10 protein-coding genes are annotated in these 16,414 nt (G+C 60.6%); 1 reads left to right on the top strand and 9 read right to left on the bottom strand.

The window, feature by feature from the left end:
- Positions 1–9: 9 nt before the first annotated feature.
- The 7 genes from mprF to Q5Y75_RS04250 form a co-directional block, all read right to left on the bottom strand.
- Positions 10–2,619 (bottom strand): bifunctional lysylphosphatidylglycerol flippase/synthetase MprF, encoded by a 2,610-nt coding sequence (mprF, locus tag Q5Y75_RS04280; RefSeq protein ID WP_306194655.1) that lies wholly within the window; start codon positions 2,617–2,619, stop codon positions 10–12.
- 210 nt (positions 2,620–2,829) lie between these two features.
- A complete protein-coding gene (locus Q5Y75_RS04275; RefSeq protein WP_306194653.1) occupies positions 2,830–4,722 on the bottom strand; it encodes a PhoX family protein in 1,893 nt (630 codons plus the stop codon).
- A 137-nt stretch (positions 4,723–4,859) separates the two neighbouring features.
- Positions 4,860–5,864 carry an ABC transporter ATP-binding protein gene (locus Q5Y75_RS04270; RefSeq protein ID WP_306194651.1) on the bottom strand — a complete coding sequence of 335 codons (1,005 nt, stop codon included), beginning with the start codon at positions 5,862–5,864 and terminating at the stop codon, positions 4,860–4,862.
- Positions 5,861–6,862: an ABC transporter ATP-binding protein gene (locus tag Q5Y75_RS04265; RefSeq protein ID WP_306194649.1), complete on the bottom strand. Its 1,002-nt coding sequence runs from the start codon at positions 6,860–6,862 to the stop codon at positions 5,861–5,863. Before Q5Y75_RS04265 ends, Q5Y75_RS04270 begins: the two co-directional genes overlap by 4 nt.
- Entirely contained in the window at positions 6,859–8,007 is a 1,149-nt protein-coding gene (locus tag Q5Y75_RS04260) for an ABC transporter permease (RefSeq protein ID WP_306194648.1), read from the bottom strand. The genes Q5Y75_RS04265 and Q5Y75_RS04260 overlap by 4 nt, the downstream gene beginning before the upstream one ends.
- A gap of 5 nt (positions 8,008–8,012) precedes the next feature.
- Positions 8,013–9,017: an ABC transporter permease gene (locus tag Q5Y75_RS04255; protein WP_306194647.1), complete on the bottom strand. Its 1,005-nt coding sequence runs from the start codon at positions 9,015–9,017 to the stop codon at positions 8,013–8,015.
- Between the two features lie 117 nt (positions 9,018–9,134).
- Positions 9,135–11,171: an ABC transporter substrate-binding protein gene (locus Q5Y75_RS04250; protein ID WP_306194646.1), complete on the bottom strand. Its 2,037-nt coding sequence runs from the start codon at positions 11,169–11,171 to the stop codon at positions 9,135–9,137.
- 725 nt (positions 11,172–11,896) lie between these two features.
- Between Q5Y75_RS04250 and pbfA the strand changes: the two genes are divergently transcribed.
- Positions 11,897–13,273 (top strand): (R)-1-hydroxy-2-aminoethylphosphonate ammonia-lyase, encoded by a 1,377-nt coding sequence (gene pbfA / locus Q5Y75_RS04245; RefSeq protein WP_306194645.1) that lies wholly within the window; start codon positions 11,897–11,899, stop codon positions 13,271–13,273.
- 54 nt (positions 13,274–13,327) lie between these two features.
- On the opposite strand, the gene Q5Y75_RS04240 is transcribed toward pbfA, so the two are convergent.
- Together Q5Y75_RS04240 and Q5Y75_RS04235 are read right to left on the bottom strand one after the other, a co-directional pair.
- The gene (locus tag Q5Y75_RS04240) at positions 13,328–14,503 is read right to left on the bottom strand and encodes an ABC transporter substrate-binding protein (RefSeq protein WP_306194643.1); all 1,176 of its coding nucleotides are present in this window, start codon (positions 14,501–14,503) and stop codon (positions 13,328–13,330) included.
- A gap of 21 nt (positions 14,504–14,524) precedes the next feature.
- The gene (locus tag Q5Y75_RS04235; RefSeq protein ID WP_306194641.1) at positions 14,525–16,411 is read right to left on the bottom strand and encodes an AMP-dependent synthetase/ligase; all 1,887 of its coding nucleotides are present in this window, start codon (positions 16,409–16,411) and stop codon (positions 14,525–14,527) included.
- Positions 16,412–16,414 lie beyond the last annotated feature (3 nt).

Raw genomic sequence — 16,414 nt, 5'->3', positions numbered from 1 at the left:
CGCAGGCTCCTATTTCGTCAGGCCCCGCAGTCCGCCCGAGACCAGCACGTTGATCTCATAGAGGATGCGCGGGGCTGCCAGACCGCCGGGGCTGGCCAGATAGTTCGGGCTCCAGACCGGGTCGAATTTCTGCTTGAAGGACCGCAGCCCTTCGAAGTGATAGAACTGCTCGCCATGTTCATAGACAAAGCCGCCAATCCGGTTCCAGAGCGAGGCAAGCTGGCGGTTCTCGATCCCCGAAAAGGGCGCGGCCCCCAGCGAGAACCAGTGAAAGCCCTGTTCCGCGCCCCACAGCATCATTTCAGCGAAAAGCGCGTCCATGATGAAACTGGGGCTTTCGGGGTCATAGCGCATCAGGTCCAGCGACAATTCGCTTTTGTTCGCGCCCTGAAACAGGTTGGCAAAGGCCACGATCTTGCCGCTCTCACCATCGCGCAGCACGGCATGGTCGAAATTCAGCAGATACGCCTCGCTGAAGCCACCCAGCGAAAACCCTTTCTCTTCGCCCTGTTTGTTGGTCAGCCACTTGTCCGAGACTTCTTTCAGCTCGGGCAGGGCGGGCTGCAGCTCTTCCTTGGGGATGATCTCGAACACATAGCCCTCGCGCTCGGCGCGGTTGCGGGCCTGACGGAAACCCTTGCGGGGTTTACCGTCGAGTGTGAAGCCGGTCAGGTCGGCACGCGCGACCTCGCCGATTTTCAGGATCGACAGGCCCAGATCAAGGAAGGTCGGCAGATAACGCGGCGAGACGCTGTAGAAGGCGCAGCGCTTGCCTTCCTTGTCTGCCTTCTCGCGCAACTGCCAGATCAGTTGCTTGCCGGCTTCCTCTTCGCCCACCGGCTCGCCCTTGCTGATCAGCGAGCTACCGGTATCGGCATAGGCCAGAAAGGCGCTTTCATCCTCAGCGATCAGGAACTGCTTATCGCCGGTCAGGCAGATCAGTGCTTCGGTATCTTCGCTGGCCATCGCCAGATCATGCACCACCTGCGGCACTTCGAAGCTGCGCTGATCGGGCATGCGCTGGCTGAGCAGCGAGTTCAGCGCGATAGCGGCAAGCACCAGCGCCACCACGAGGCTGGAGCGCAGGAAGCGTGAGGCATCGGCGTTCCAGGCGAAGTCCCACCACAGATCGTTCTGGTAATCCACATGGGAATAGGCAAAAAGCCCCAGCCAGAACACCGCCGCCAGCAGCGCCACGATACTGACGAACCACGGCACGTTCAGCCGGAAGATCGACGCCCCGGCAACGCGATAGAACGCCCCGCGAAAGAGGCCCAGAAAACCGATGGTTAGCAACATGCTGATCGCCTCACGCACATCGAGCCCCTTGCTGAGCGAGGCGACAAAACCCACACCCATCAGGATCATCGCCACTACCCAGGCCCGGTAGAGCTTGCGATAAAGCCCGCGCGAAATCAGGATCAGCAATAACCCGGTGATGCTGCCGATCAGATGCGAGGCCTCGACCAGCGACAGCGGCAGGATCGAGCGCAGGATGCGCATGCTTTCATTGTCGGCGGGCAGGGTGCCCGAGACCAGCAGGATGATGCCCGCAAACATGGTCACGGCGGCCGCCGCAATGGGCACGATCGGTTTGACGATGCGATAGGCCGCCGTTGCAGCCGAACTGACTGAGCGTCGACGCGCTACCGTCCAAACCACCGCGATGCCGCAGCAGGCAACGGCAAAGGGCATCAGCGTATAGATCAGCCGATAGAGCACCAGCGCGGCCAGCACATCGGACCGGCCTGCCGCGCCAAGCCCCGCGATGATTGTTGCCTCAAAGACGCCAAGACCGCCCGGCGCGTGGCTCAGCACACCCAGCGCGATGGCGGCGATGACGATGGTGAAGAAGAAGGGGAAGCCAACCGCCAGATCGCTGGGCATCAGCACATAGAGCGTCATCGTCACGCCCAGCAGGTCACCCATCGCCGCCAGCGTCAGCAACACGGCCAGACGGAAACTTGGCAGATCGAACCCCATCCCAGCAACAGCCAGTCGGCGCGCGCCCATGGCCAACCAGACAAAGAGCGACAGCAGCGCGCATAACAGCACGGCACCGATCAGCGTCTCGGTCGTGTCGTTGAGCGGGAGCACCGTGGACAGGCCTTGCGGATGCAGCACCATGAGCGCCCCAAGGATCAGCGTCATGCCCATCCAGAACGCCACCCAGGAGGTCGCGATAACACCGGCCACCCGCTCCAGATCCAGACCAAGCGAGGCGTAGATGCGATAGCGCACGGCGGTGCCAGTGACATAAGAAAAGCCCAGAAAGTTCGACACCGCATAGCCGCTGGCCCCGGCCATGCCCGCGATATGCGAGGGCACCTTGCCGTCAGCCACGCTGCGCACCGCGAAAATGTCATAGAAGGACAGGCTGAAATAACTGACCGCCGTCCAGCCGATCGCAGCGATGAAGATACGCCAGGGGGTGTCGCTGATATCGGATTTCACATCCGACCAGCTCACCCGCGCGGACAGATCATGCAGGGCAAAAAGCGCAATGCCCGTGACCAGGATCGGAAGCACCACCTTGGTCAGCGGGTGATGCAGCAGTTTGGTCAGGAACTCGGCCGGTGCGGCGTGTTCTGTGTCGGAGGTGTCCTGTTCTGCGCTCATGATCCCCGTTCCGGTGGGTCGATTCTCTGTTCCGGAACGCGTTTACATCGCCCGGTTCTGCTCGGGCAAAGCATACATGTCTTAGAGGCAGCGCAAAGACAAACTTCCCGCAAGTTAAGCCGGGGATTGGTATTTTGCACCATGTCCAGCCCTATGAACGCAACGGCGCCGCCCTGAGAGGCGGCGCTGCAAAAGATGTTCAGGACTGGATCAGCCCAGTATGCCGTTATCGTCGCGCTTGATGGCGATGATCGACGAGCGCGGCAGGCCCTCGCCATCGGGCCAGGTGCCACCGGGGTGCTGGATGCCTACGAACATGGTGCGCAGGTCATCCGACCAGGTCAGGCCGGTCACTTCCGACCCGCTCGGGCCGGTCAGGAAGCGCACGATCTCGCCGGTCACCGGGTCACCAACCAGCATCTGGTTGTTGCCGTTGCCTGCAAAATCACCCTCATTGTCATCATTGCCATCGGTCTGGATCCAGACCAGACCGGTTGTGTCGATCTGCATACCGTCCGGCGAGTTGAACAGGTTGCCCTCGTTCACATTGGGCGATCCCGCATAGGCGTCGCTATGCACGGTGGGGTTGCCCGCCATCACATAGAGATCCCAGTCAAAGCCGTCAGCCGCGTGATCGTCATTGGCCGGGCGCCAGCGCACGATCTGACCGTAATGGTTGGTTTCGCGCGGGTTGGGGCCGTTGACCGAGGTGTCGTCGCCGCCAGCGTTCGGCTTGACGCCACGGTTCTTGTTGTTGGTCAGGCAGCAATAGGCCTCAGCCGCGACCGGGCTGATCGCCACCCATTCCGGGCGGTCCATGGTGGTTGCACCAACTTTGGAGGCAGCCGTCCGAGTGAAGATCGCGATCTCGGCGGCGTCCATGCCTGTGGCATCGGGCGTCAGGGCCACCCACTCGCCGGTCTGGTCGTCGTTGAACTTGGCCACATAGAGCTGACCGTCATTCAACAGACCTTCGGTCGGGCCACCCGGCTGATAGGGGTTGGTCGAGACGAATTTGTAGAGGAACTCGCCGCGCTCGTCGTCGCCCATATAGACGACCACGCGGCCATCCGGCGCAACCGTGGCTGCGGCGTTCTCGTGTTTGAAGCGGCCCAGACCTGTATGCTTGACTGGCGTGCTGTCGGGCTTGGTCGGGTCGATCTCGACGATCCAGCCGGCGCGGTGCGGTTCGTTCGGGTGCTTTGAGGTGTCAAAACGCGGATCGAACAGCTCATAGCCGTTCCAGCTTTCGGCTTTCACGCCGTAGCGACCGAAGCCGTCCGCGACCTTCTGGTCGTAGCTGGCAGTCTCGTCGGACGAGCCGAAATAGCCGTTGAAGTTTTCCTCGCAGGTCAGGTAGGTGCCCCAGGGGGTCTTGCCAGCACCGCAGTTGTTCATGGTGCCCAGCGACGTGGTCCCGGTCGGGTCGGCCTCGGTCTTGAGCAGGTCGTGACCAGCTGCGGGGCCCACGATTTTCATCGGCGTGTTGTGGTGAATACGGCGGTTGAATGGGCTGTCCTTGACCACGGCCCAGCCCTCGGGTGTCTCGGTGATTTCCATCACGGTGACGCCCTGGATGTTCTGCAGTTTCTTCACCTCGTCGGCGCTGCCAGGTGTGCCCGCGCGCAGCTTCGGTAAGTTGATTTTCCGGTTCGGGTATTCGTGGTTGATGGCGATCAGTTGGCGACCGTTATAGCCAAACGTTTCCATGCCATCTGTGTTTTCGCCGAAGATGAGGTCGGACTTTTCGACCGGGCCACCGCCGGTGATGTCATATCCGTCGGCATCCGAGAACAGCGGATCGCCCCAACGCGCCAGAACCTTCCAGTTATAGCCTTCGGGCACATGCACGGTGTTGTCCGTTTGTGCCGCGATCGGGGTGAAGGCAAAGCGCGATGCGTTTTGCGCCTGCGCTGAGGTCGAGGACATCAGACCAGCGCCCATCGCCGCCGCACCCGAACCAAAGGCCAGCACGCCACCCAGGAAACCGCGGCGCGAGATCGCGCGTTCAACCACACGGTCAAACTCGTTTTCTTCAGGGCGGGGGAAGTTCAGTTCATCCCAGTCGTCGGGGGACAACTCGGTCGGGTCGATCTTGGTCATTTCTGGCTCCATAGCTTGAGTGTCTGCACCTCCTAGAGGGGAATTGTGACAGGGAGTTGAAGCCTTCCCGAAATCTGCCTCAGATGCCGGAAAAGCTGCAAATTATGGGTGGTGTTTGCTGGAATGTAGGGCACCGGTCAGGCTGGAACAGTCTCAAGCAATTCGCGCCAGCGATGGCAGGACACTTCATGCCCGTCGCCGGGGTCTTCCAGCCGGGGTTCTTCGCGTTTGCAGCGGTCGATGGCGTTGGGGCAGCGGGTATGAAACTTGCAACCCGGCGGCTGATTGAGGGGCGAAGGTATTTCGCCCTCAAGCTTTTGCGCCTTGCCGCGATCATCGGGGTCAAGCGACGGGATCGCTGAAAACAGCGCGCGGGTATAGGGATGCCGGGGCATCGCGAACAATTTACGTGTGGGCGCGGATTCCACCAGGCGACCCAGATACATCACGGCCACATGGTCGCAGGTATGGGCGACCACAGACAGGTCGTGGCTAATGAACATGAAGGTCAGCCCCAGGTCTGATTGAAGCTGTTTCAGCAGGTTCAGCACATCGGCCTGAATCGACACGTCCAGCGCCGCGACGCTTTCATCGGCCACCACGAATTTCGGTCCCGAGACCAGCGCCCGCGCGATCGAGATCCGTTGCCGCTGCCCGCCCGAAAAGGCATGCGGAAAGCGGCGCAGATGTTCTAGGTTCAACCGGCATTTTGCCGCGATCTCACGCACGCGCTCGTCGGTTTCTTGGCGCGAGGCGGTCAGGCCCATCACTTCAAGTGGTTCGGCGATGATGTCGCGCACCGTCATGCGGGGCGACAAGGCCGCATAGGGGTCTTGAAAGATCAGTTGCGCGCGTTTTCGGTAATCTTTCAGCTCGGCCCCATCGAGCGTGGACAGGTCATATTCGACCTCGTCATCGCGATAGATCGCGCGCCCTTCCGTGATCGGCGCAGCCTTGAGCAGCGCGCGGCCCAGCGTGGTTTTGCCCGACCCGCTTTCGCCCACCAGACCAAAGAACGAGCCGCGTTCGATATGGACCGAAACCTCGTTCACCGCCTTCAGCACCGACTTGCGCAGGATACTGTTGCCAAGCGGGTAGCCGACGGTCAGCCGGTCGGCCGAGATCAGGATATCATCGCTCATGCGCCGACCTCCTTGGTGTCATGCAGGTGGCAGGCCACCCGGTGCGTTGCGTCCAGTTGCGTGTCATGGGGCAGGGCGGATTTGCAGATATCGCCCAGGATTTCCTGACAGCGGGTGTGAAACACGCAGCCGGAGGGCCGTTCCAACGGCGAGGGGATATCACCTGGCACCGGGGTCAGCGGCGAATCCAGATCGTCAAGCCGGGGCAGGGCTTGAATCAGGCCCCGCGTATAAGGGTGTTTGGGATGGCGGATCACCTCGCGCACCGGGCCTTCCTCGACCATGCGACCCAGATACATCACGCAGACCTTGTCGGCGGTCTGCGCCACCACGCCGAGATCATGGGTGATGAAGATGATGCCCATGTGGAACTCGTTGACGAGGTCCTTCATCAGGTCGATCACCTGGGCCTGAATGGTCACATCCAGCGCTGTTGTCGGCTCATCCGCGATCAGCAGTTTGGGCTGCGTCGACAGCGCCATGGCGATCATCGCCCGCTGGCGCATGCCCCCCGACAGCTCAAAGGCGAACTGGTCAATGCGCTTATGCGGGTCCGAGATGCCGACGCGGTCCAGCATCTCGACCGAAATCTTCCGGGCCTGGGCCTTGGACATGTCGCCATGTAGCTGCAGCTGCTCGACCATCTGGCTGCCGATGGTGATGGCCGGCGCGAACGAGGCCATCGGTTCCTGAAAGATCATGCTGATCGCGCCGCCCCGCACCACGTTCAGCTCGCGCGCGGTGCGAAGCGACAGCACATCGACCTCGCCCGCATCCGTGTACAGCGTGATCTTGCTTTGCGGCGCGTAGAGGGCGTTGCGGGCATTCAGGTGCATCAGCGATTTGGCGGTCACGGACTTGCCGGACCCGCTTTCGCCCACCAGCCCGATCACCTCGCCCTTGGCTAGCGAAAAGCTGACATCATCGACCGCCGTAACCAGCCCCTCATCGGTGCGGAATTGCAGCGTCAGGTTTTCGACATCGATCAAGGAACTCATTTATGGCTATCCGAATAGGGGTCGGCGGCGTCGCGCAGCCCATCGCCCACAAAGACGAAGGCCATCACCAGCGCGATGAAGAAGATGACAGGGATGAAATACCACTGGTAGTTCAGCAGTACATCCGCCGAGGTCACGCTTTGCAGCATGACCCCCAGCGAGTTGACCGGATCCTTCAAGCCCAGCCCGATAAAGCTGAGCGCGGTCTCGCTGAGTACCATGTAAGGAAACGAGATCACCAGGTCGACAATGATGTAGCTGGTGAAGCTGGGCAGCAGATGTCGCCGGATCACATGGCCGGGCGAGGCGCCGCAAAGCTGGGCGGCCAGCACATATTCCTGATTGCGCTCGGTCAGCAGATGGGTTCGAACGCGCCGCGCCAATGTGGGCCAGCCGATCAGCCCGAGGATCATGGATATGATGAAGAACCGGGTTTCGGCCGACCATTCCTGCGGGATGAAGGCGGCGATGGCCATGAACAGCGGGATCGCGGGTACCGTGCGCACCGCATCGGTGATCATCTGTATGAAACTGTCAATCCAGCCGCCGTAATATCCTGATATGCCGCCGATGATCAGCGCCAGCACAAAGGCGATCATGACCCCGATCGTGCCCACCTGCATCGACGTCCAGATCGCATGCAGCGTTCGCGAGAAAATATCCTTGCCGGTCGCATCGGTGCCGAACAGGTGAACATAGCCTTCTTCGACCCCGAACAGGTGCCGGTCCATCGGGATCAGGCCGAAAAGCTTATAATCCCAACCCTTGGGCAGGAAGGTGAAATAGACCCGCTTGTCCTCGTTGACCTTGGTCACCCAACGGAAATTGGTCGCCAGCGAGCGCTCACGCTCGACCGGGTGGATGAAGGGGCGCAGCGAACAGCCATTGCCGTCACAGAATTGCGGCAGCTGGGGCGCGCCGTTCAGGTAATCCTTGTCGCGTCCCGCAACGGTCGGGTCATAGGGCGACAGGAACGAGGCGAAGAGCCCCGAGAGTAGCAGCGCGATCAGCACCCAGGCGGCGATCATTGCGCTGCGCTGTTTCTTGAAACGCGCCCAGATCAACTGCCCTTGAGAGGCGGTGAAATAGGCCTCTTTGGCCTTTTGGTCGGTTTCGGTGGCGGGGTTTGTGGTTTCAGATGTCATGGCGCTCACCGGATGATGCTCTTGCGGACGCGCGGGTCGAGCACGGCCAGCAACACGTCTGTTGCAAAGTTCAGCGTCACGATCGAGGCGGTCAGCATGAAGATGATGGCGCCCGCAAGTTGTTGGTCATTAGAGCGCGCCAGTGCCTCGATCAGCAATGATCCGGCCTCGGTCAGCGTCAGGATCAGCGCCACGATGGGCAATTCGTTGAAGATGCGGTTCAGGTCGAAGCCGAGCGAGTTGATGATCGGCCCCAGCGCATGCCGGGCCGGGTATCGCCAGAGCAGCTTGCGCCCATGCACCCCGCGCGCCGAGGCGGCGGTGACATAGAGCTTGCCGATCTCATCCGACATCAGCGCCCGCACTGTCTGCAGAGCAAAGGCCGTGGCCGACCAGCCCAGAATGAAGACCGGCAGCCAGGCATGGCCCAGCATGTCGAGAAATTTCGCCCAACTCCACGGCGCGTCGCGATACTGGTCGGAAAACAGCCCCGTCAACGTATCGCCGAAATAGACTGTCGAGATCAGCATGATGATCAGCGCCAGCAGGAAGTTGGGCATCGCCAGGCCCAGATAGCTGACAAAGCGCAGCACGTTGTTCAGCACCGCGTTATGCGAGGCGGCGGCGATGATGCCGACGGGCAGGGCGATCGCATAGGCCAGCACCAGCGAGGCCAGGCAGATCGACAGGCTCAGCCAGAACTTGTCGCCCAGAAGTTGCGAGATATTGAGCCGCAGGATGCAGCTATCGCCGAAATCGCCGCGAAAGGCGTTGAACAGCCAGCTTGTCCAGCGTTCCAGAAACGGGCGATCCAGACCCAGCCGGACACGCTCGGCCTCGATATCGGCGACCGAGATGCCGGAACCTTGGGTGTTCTTGAAGGCCAGATACCGCTCGGCGCAATCGCCGGGCACCAGTTCCATCAGCGAGAACACGACCAGCGATACGATCACCAGCGTCACCAGCGCCATCGCTGCACGGGTGGCCACGAACCGCATAAAGCCCAGCATACCTATTCCCTGTCCTTGCGCCCGTTTGTCCGCATCGCAGGCGGGTGGGCGTCTCTTGTTCGGTTTGGGTCTTGCGGCGGGCGCACTACGCCCACCGCTGCCTTTTAGCTGATCGTCTTACTCGTCCAGCCACCATTGCGGGGCAAGATACGGGTAGGTCCGGTAGTATTCGTAAGACTGTGTCTTGAATTCAGGCACGTTTTTCAGCGCATTGCGATGATAAATGAGGTTTTGAGCCTGAACTGTCCCGATAAAGGGCAAATTTTCAGCCATTGACTTGGCCAGACGCGCGCCGATCTCGGCCTGTTCCGGCGAGCCCGGCACTGCGCCCTGGAAAGCGTCCACATCTGCGGCCATATCCTTGACCCATTGCGGCGGCTCAACACCCGAAGCGCCGTTGCTGTCGACCCATTCGGCCCAGAGCATTGCGGTGCGGTGACCGAAATAGTTCTCGAAGGGCGGCACGAACAGTTCGTTATTGCCCAGAACGATGGCAACCGGCTGGCCCTTTTCCCACATGCCCACATCTAGCTGGTTGGAGGATTGCGCCGAGCGGTATTCGTCCGGCGTCACCTCTTTCACCGTGGTCTGGATGCCCACATCGGCCCAGTTCTGCGCCACAAGCTGCACCACTTCGCCGCCAATGCCCTGCGTGGCGAACTGCATGTTCAGCACCAGCTTGTCACCATTGGGCAATTCGCGGAACCCGTCGCCATCGGTATCGACCATGCCGATCTCATCCAGCAGCGCATTGGCCATGTCCGGATCAAACTGGATCATGTGTTTGGTCAGCTCCGGATCGACAAAATCCGGCGTGGGCGAGAAGCCGATATATTGCTTCGGCTCACCCTGACCAAAGAACGACACCTCGTTCAACTCGTCGCGGTTGATAGCCACCGACATCGCCTGACGGAACCTCAAATCGCCGAACACCTCACGCTTGGCGGGGTCTTCGGAGGTCATGTTGAAGGAAAACGCTGGCATCGCGATGGTCGGCTTAAGCTGAACCGAGTAGTTGTTCTTTTCCGCATTCTCCAGCAGCAGCGGCGCGGCGGCCAGTGTCAGGGATTGCGATTTGTAATCTGCCTCGCCATTGACCAGCTTGAGGATGCGCACCTCATTGTCATTGGCAAACAGCTCATCCTGCGCCGAGATATAGGGCAGTTGCTGGCCGGTCGTGTCCACCATGTGGAAATAGGGGTTGGCGACCAGATAGCGGCCTTCGGTCGTGTCGGTGACGTAGATATGGCTTTCCAGCGTCGGGTGCGTTGCCTTGGGCAGGTTCGCGACCTTGTCGGGGTTCGACAGCATCGGGCTGGGCGTGTCCGTCCAGTCGGAATTGCCGTAATAGGCCTTGATCGCGTCATAGCCGTTTTCAAACCCCAGCGCCTGCGCATTGGCATCGGCGTTTTCGTCGATATCGGGGTGGAACTGGCCCATGAAGTGCTTGGGCTGGAAGCCCTGCGCAAACGAGATCGCAAAGTGGTTGACCAGACCCGGCTTGGGCGAGGGCAGGTTGAAGACCACGGTGGTTTCGTCTGGTGTGTCCACGGTCATCCGCTCACCACCGACCAGAACATAGTCCTTGGGCTTTTCGATCACATTGGGATCAAGGGCGAGGTTGTCATACCAGAACTTCACATCCGCCGAAGTGAAGGGCGCGCCGTCGGACCATTTATGGCCTTCGCGCAGATGGAAGGTCAGCTGCGTATAGTCGTCATTCCATTCCCAGCTTTTGGCGATATTGGGCACGATGGTCTGCAGATCATCGGCATAGCGCACCAGATTGACGTGGCGAGTGGACAGGAAATCCGAGGTGCCGGCCTCGGTCGCGTTGGACAGCGCGTCAAGCTCACCGCCATATTTGCCGACGCTTTCATAGGGCACGATCACCAGCGGCTCTTTTGGCAGCCGGTCCGCCAGTGCCGGCAGTTCGCCATTGCCCTGAATGCGGGCGTTCAGCGCCTCGATCTCGGGGTTGGCCGAAAACTCCATTGTGCAGCCAGCGGCGGCTTCGAACTCGCTTAGCTCGTATTGCTGCGGAAACGCACCCGGCGCGACACCCTGCATGTCAGCCACGGTAATGCCCGCACAGTTTGCATAAGCGGCAGCGGGCAGCAGGATCGCCGCGCCCGAAAGTAGGAACTTCTTCATGTTATCTCCTGTTGTTGGACGTTGTTTGTTTTGTTTTTGGATTGGACTGCGCCGCGCGCTGCAGTCTGCGAGTGGTCCGGTTGCTTCAGAGCACCCAGCATGGGATCGGGTTCGACCCGGTAACGGACGGAGCAGCGGTGGTCGTCAGGTCTGTTATCGTGATTGAACAAAACACCCCCCCGCCGTAGCTTTGTTCGCTTCAAAAGCTGCCGCGATGCGTTCGCCCGCGCATTCCGAGACACCCCATTTTTTTTCACGGCCCTACGACAGTTTTGTGTCAGTGCCAGCGATGCTGAAAACCCTAGCGCTTGCGACGCGGCCTGCGCAACGTCTTGTGCGCGGGCGGGTTTTTCCCTTCGTTTGTACGGGTCTGCGGTGGGTCTGGCCATTGGCGGGCGCATTGGTTCCTTCACGGATAGCGGCATTTCGAGAAGATTCGCTCGCTTGAGTCGGAGCAAGCGATATGAGGAAGGTTGTGGGTTTATGTTGGTAAGTGACCGAATAAATCCCGATATGAGGCTTTTGGCCGGGCAATATGCCAAATTATCGACCAGTTGATTCGCATCTGCGGACAGAGCTGGCATCGGTTCGATTTATCACCTGATAGCATATATAGATTTTACATAGTGCCAGCCGCCCGCCATCCTGCACCAACAGCCAGCTTGCAATCGGCGGGCGGGGCATCCGCCGACCGCCCGGCACGCCCAATCAGCGGAGGCCAGATCATGAGTGTCCAGCGCCACACCGAAGGTGAGTCCAATATCTCGGCGGCGGGGCGGGAGTGGCGCGCGCGCGTTGCGGATGGCCCTGGCGAGGCTCTGCTGAGACGGGACAGCGAGGCCTTCCTGCATCAATCGCTATCGACCCCCTGCCTGTCCACCATCGCAAAGGCCGAGGGAATCTGGATCGAGGATCTGGTGGGTCGCCGCTACATGGATTTCCATGGCAATTCGGTTCATCACATCGGCTATGGCCATCCCCGCCTGATCGCCGCGATCAAGGCGCAGTTGGACACGCTGCCCTTTGCACCGCGCCGGTTCACCAATGAGATCTCGGTCGAACTGGCCGAAACGCTGGGCCGGATTGCGCCAGGCGCGCTGTCGCGGGTGTTGTTTACCACCGGCGGGTCCGACGCCAATGAGGTCGCGCTGCGTCTGGCGCGCGCGGCCACCGGGCGGTTCAAGACGATCAGCTTCTGGGATGCGTTTCATGGCGCGGGTTTTGGCGCCTCAAGCGTCGGTGGCGAGGCCACGTTCCGCAGCCATGTGGCGGGCCCGCTGCTGCCGGGGACGGAACATGTCGCGCCCTTCAACTGTTATCGCTGCGCTTATGGGCATTCCGGTCCCGATACTTGCGCGCTAGCCTGCGCCCGCATGGTCGAGTTCGCGCTTGAGCGCGAGGGTGATGTCGCCGCCGTTATCGCCGAGCCGATGCGCGCAGTGCCGGTGGTGCCGCCGCCGGGCTACTGGCAAGCTGTGCAGGCGGCCTGCCATCGCCACGGGGCGCTGCTGATCATGGATGAGATTCCCACCGGGCTGGGCAAGACGGGGCGGTTCTTTGCCTTCGAGCATGACGGGATTACCCCCGATATCGTTACGCTGGGAAAGGCGCTGGGTGGGGGCGTCTTGCCGATTGCGGCGGTGCTGGCGCGGGATGATCTGAACGTGGCGGGGGAGTTTGCCATCGGGCATTACACCCACGAAAAGAACCCGGTCACCGCCCGCGCCGCGCTGACCACCTTGCAGATCCTCGAGGAGGAAGGCCTGGTTGCGCGCGCCGAGCAGTTGGGCGCCCGAGCGCTGGACCGATTGCGGGAGACGTTGGGCGATTGTCCCGTCGTCGGGGATATAAGGGGAAGGGGGTTGATGTTCGGGGTCGAGATCGTGTCCGATCGCGCGGCGCGCACGAAAGATCCCGAACTGACCGAGCGGATTTTCTATGCCTGTTTGGATCAGGGTCTCTCCTTCAAGATCAGCGCCGGAAACGTCCTGACCCTGTCGCCGCCGCTGGTCATCAGCGAAGAAGATCTCGATCACGCACTTGGAATTGTTGAGAGCACGATTCAGACGTTTGCGGCTGAACGGCACCTTGATGCCGGTTAGCGGAAAGGGACAAGGCCGATCAAACGGCCTTGTCGCGCGCAGCCGGAGCGGTGATCACTCCTCGTGGATCTTTTTCCAGCCGCCATCTTCGACTACGGCGATATAGACCGTATTGGCGCCCTGATGGTCCTCGGCGCTGTAGTCGAGATGGTTGCCAACCAGATCATCGGTGTAATCTAGGCTTTCCATTGCGGCGATGAAGCTTTCCTGCGTCAGGTCCGGTCCCGCGGCCTCAAGCGCGCGGACCATCATGTCAGCGGCGGAATAGCCCAGCATCGAAAACCCCACCGGGTCCTCGCCATACGCGGCCTTGTATTCTTCGATAAAGGCTTTTGGCGCTGGCTCATCCGCGCGCGCCCAGAGGTCTTGCCAGCTTGCCGCTGCATAGAACCCGTCTGTCACGCCACCGGGCACAGCCGCCACGACCGTTAGGAAGCTGGCCGAGGTGCCTAGAAAATCCATGTCGTCCAGCCCCATCTTCTTGGCGGTGCCGACAACGGTGATCGCTTGGCGCACGCCGAGCGCAATGGTGACAATATCGCAGCCTTCCTCTTTGAGCTTGCTCAGCGAGCCCACGAAATCCGTCTCATCCGGTTTATGCGTGGTCTCAGCGACAAATTCGATCCCGGCCTCTTCCGCGCCCGCGATGGTGCCTTCCAGGATTTCCTTGCCGAAATCGGTGGGCAGATACATGCTGCAGACCTTGGTGCCGCCATCCTTTTCCGCCAGATATTTCACGCCCACCCGTGCCTGATCGTAATAGGTCGAGAAGGAAGTGAATTTGTTGTCCATCGGCTCTTGCAGCATCTGACGCGCGGCGGAAAGCGGGGCCACATTGGGGATGCCCTTGGGATCAAGCAGCTTGAAGCCTGCCACATTCATCGGAGTGCCGAGGCTTTGCAGCATGGCAAAAACCTTGTCGCGATTGAGCAGCTTATTATAGCCCTGCATCGCGCGGGGCATCTGATAGCCATTGTCTTCGACCACATATCGGATGGTGCGGCCATGCACGCCGCCCTCGGCGTTGACCTTGTCGAAATAGAGATTGGCCCCCTTGGTGGCCGGAACGCCAACGGCGGCAAAAATTCCGCTCAGGTCGTTGACGGCACCGATGACAATCTCGGTATCGCTTACGCCCTGCGTGTCGGCCCATGCGCCGCTGGCAAATGCAAGTGCGCTGGCCGCGAAGCCTCCGATGATCCGTTTGAAGCCTCCGATAATCCGTTTCATGTGTTCCTCCCTGATATGTGCTTAATCGTACATCTCTTCGATCAGCGCGCCATGGTTCTTTTCCACCTGGCCGCGTTTGAGCTTCATGGTGGCGGTCAGTTCCTCATCCTCGGCGGTCAGCAGCACGTCGATGATGCGGAAATCCTTGATCTGCTCGACACGGGCGAAATCTTTGTTGGCGTTGTTCACCTCGCCGTCGATCAGCGCGCGAACTTCCGGGGCTGCACAGAGCGAGGGGAAATCCGAGAACGGCACTTTCTGCTCCTGCGCGTACTTCTCGACATTGTCCTGATCGATCATGATCAGCGCGGTCAGGTGTTTGCGCGCATCCCCGATCACCACCGCATCAGAGATGAAATGCGAGAACTTCAATCGGCTCTCGATTTCGGCGGGGGCGATATTCTTGCCGCCAGCGGTGATCAGGATGTCCTTCATCCGGCCGGTGATCGTCACGAAGCCATCTTCGTTGATCCGGCCCAGATCGCCGGTGCGCAGCCAACCATCATCGGTGAAGGTTTCGGCGGTTTTTTCATTGTTGCGCCAATAGCCTTTGAAGATGTTCAGCCCGCGTGTCTCAAGCTCGCCCAGTTCCGAGACCCGGATCTCGGACCCCGGCACCACGCGGCCGATGGTGCCGATGCGGTTGGCTTCCAGCGTGTTGACCGTGGCGATACCCGCAGTTTCGGTCATGCCGAAGCCTTCGATCAAGGGCACGCCGATGGCCCAATACCAGCGCAGCAACTCGGGCGAGATCGGGGCCGCGCCGGACCCGCCGCGACGCAACCGGTCAAAGCCCAGCATCCGCCGCAGATTGCGCAGAACCAGAAAGTCCCAAAGCCTGTAACGCAAGGCTAAACCTGCGGGAACCGGTTTGTTTTCAAGCAGGTAGTCTGCACGCTTTATCCCCGTAGACAAAGCGGCGGCAAAGGCGATGCGACCCAGCGGCGTGGCCTCGTTGACAAGAATGGTGACCTGGCTGTGGATTTTCTCCCAGACCCGCGGCACGGCGGTGAAGGTCGCGGGGGAGACTTCTTGCAGGTTGGTGAACACCGTCTCGGGGCTCTCGGCGAAATTGACCGTGCATTTGGTGGCGAGCGGATAATAAATCGACACATCGCGTTCGAGGATATGGCACAGCGGCAGGAAACAGAGCTGCTCGTCATCTTCATGGCCGGGCAGCCCATGCAGACCGGCGGTGATCGCGGCCATGATGTTCTCATGGCTCAACATCGCGCCTTTGGGCGGACCGGTGGTGCCGGATGTGTAGATCAGCAGGGCGGTATCTTCCGGCTCAGCCAGCGCGATCTCGGTTTCAAACTGGCCGGGCTGTGCGACCTCTGCCTGCTGACCGATCTCATAGAGCGCGTCGATCATCAGGCATTTGGGATGATCCAGATCATGCAGCCCTTCCTCTTCGAGGATGATGACGTTCAGCAGATCGGGCACCTCATCCTGGATATGCAGGAACTTGTCGAGCTGCTCTTCGTTTTCGACGATCAGAAAGAGGCTGTCGCTGTCGCGCAGCAGGTAAGACAGCTGCTTTTCGGAATCGGTGGTGTAGACGCCCGAGGCGATGCCGCCCACGCATTGGATGCCCAGATCGAGCCAGGCCCATTCCTTGCGGTCCTCGCTGAGGATCGAGACGACCTCGCCCCGTTTCAGCCCGAGTTTGCGCAGGGCAAGGCCGATCCATTTGGCATGGGTCCAGTAATCGGCCCAGCTATAGGATTTCCACAGCCCCATGTCCTTTTCGCGATGAGCGGTGCGGGGGCCAAGATCGGCGCAGCGGCTGGCAAACAGGCTGACAATGGTAAGGTTGCCATCCACCAGCACCGGGCGATGACCCGGATCGGTATTGACGCTGATCCCGTTGATCTCGGTCTGGGGGGGCAGGGTGCTGGCATCCATTCC

This window comes from Ruegeria discodermiae, from assembly GCF_030758345.1.
In the GTDB taxonomy this organism is placed as follows: domain Bacteria; phylum Pseudomonadota; class Alphaproteobacteria; order Rhodobacterales; family Rhodobacteraceae; genus Ruegeria_C.
Note: the sequence above shows the minus strand (reverse complement) of the source record. Positions and strands in the feature narration are given on the sequence as shown.

What these genes read in the sequence shown, in the direction of transcription:
- mprF (WP_306194655.1), bottom strand. Translation starts at nt 2,619, where the DNA reads ATGAGCGCAGAACAGGACACCTCCGACACAGAACACGCCGCACCGGCC.
- Q5Y75_RS04275 (WP_306194653.1), bottom strand. Translation starts at nt 4,722, where the DNA reads ATGACCAAGATCGACCCGACCGAGTTGTCCCCCGACGACTGGGATGAA.
- Q5Y75_RS04270 (WP_306194651.1), bottom strand. Translation starts at nt 5,864, where the DNA reads ATGAGCGATGATATCCTGATCTCGGCCGACCGGCTGACCGTCGGCTAC.
- Q5Y75_RS04265 (WP_306194649.1), bottom strand. Translation starts at nt 6,862, where the DNA reads ATGAGTTCCTTGATCGATGTCGAAAACCTGACGCTGCAATTCCGCACC.
- Q5Y75_RS04260 (WP_306194648.1), bottom strand. Translation starts at nt 8,007, where the DNA reads ATGACATCTGAAACCACAAACCCCGCCACCGAAACCGACCAAAAGGCC.
- Q5Y75_RS04255 (WP_306194647.1), bottom strand. Translation starts at nt 9,017, where the DNA reads ATGCTGGGCTTTATGCGGTTCGTGGCCACCCGTGCAGCGATGGCGCTG.
- Q5Y75_RS04250 (WP_306194646.1), bottom strand. Translation starts at nt 11,171, where the DNA reads ATGAAGAAGTTCCTACTTTCGGGCGCGGCGATCCTGCTGCCCGCTGCC.
- pbfA (WP_306194645.1), top strand. Translation starts at nt 11,897, where the DNA reads ATGAGTGTCCAGCGCCACACCGAAGGTGAGTCCAATATCTCGGCGGCG.
- Q5Y75_RS04240 (WP_306194643.1), bottom strand. Translation starts at nt 14,503, where the DNA reads ATGAAACGGATTATCGGAGGCTTCAAACGGATCATCGGAGGCTTCGCG.
- Q5Y75_RS04235 (WP_306194641.1), bottom strand. Translation starts at nt 16,411, where the DNA reads ATGGATGCCAGCACCCTGCCCCCCCAGACCGAGATCAACGGGATCAGC.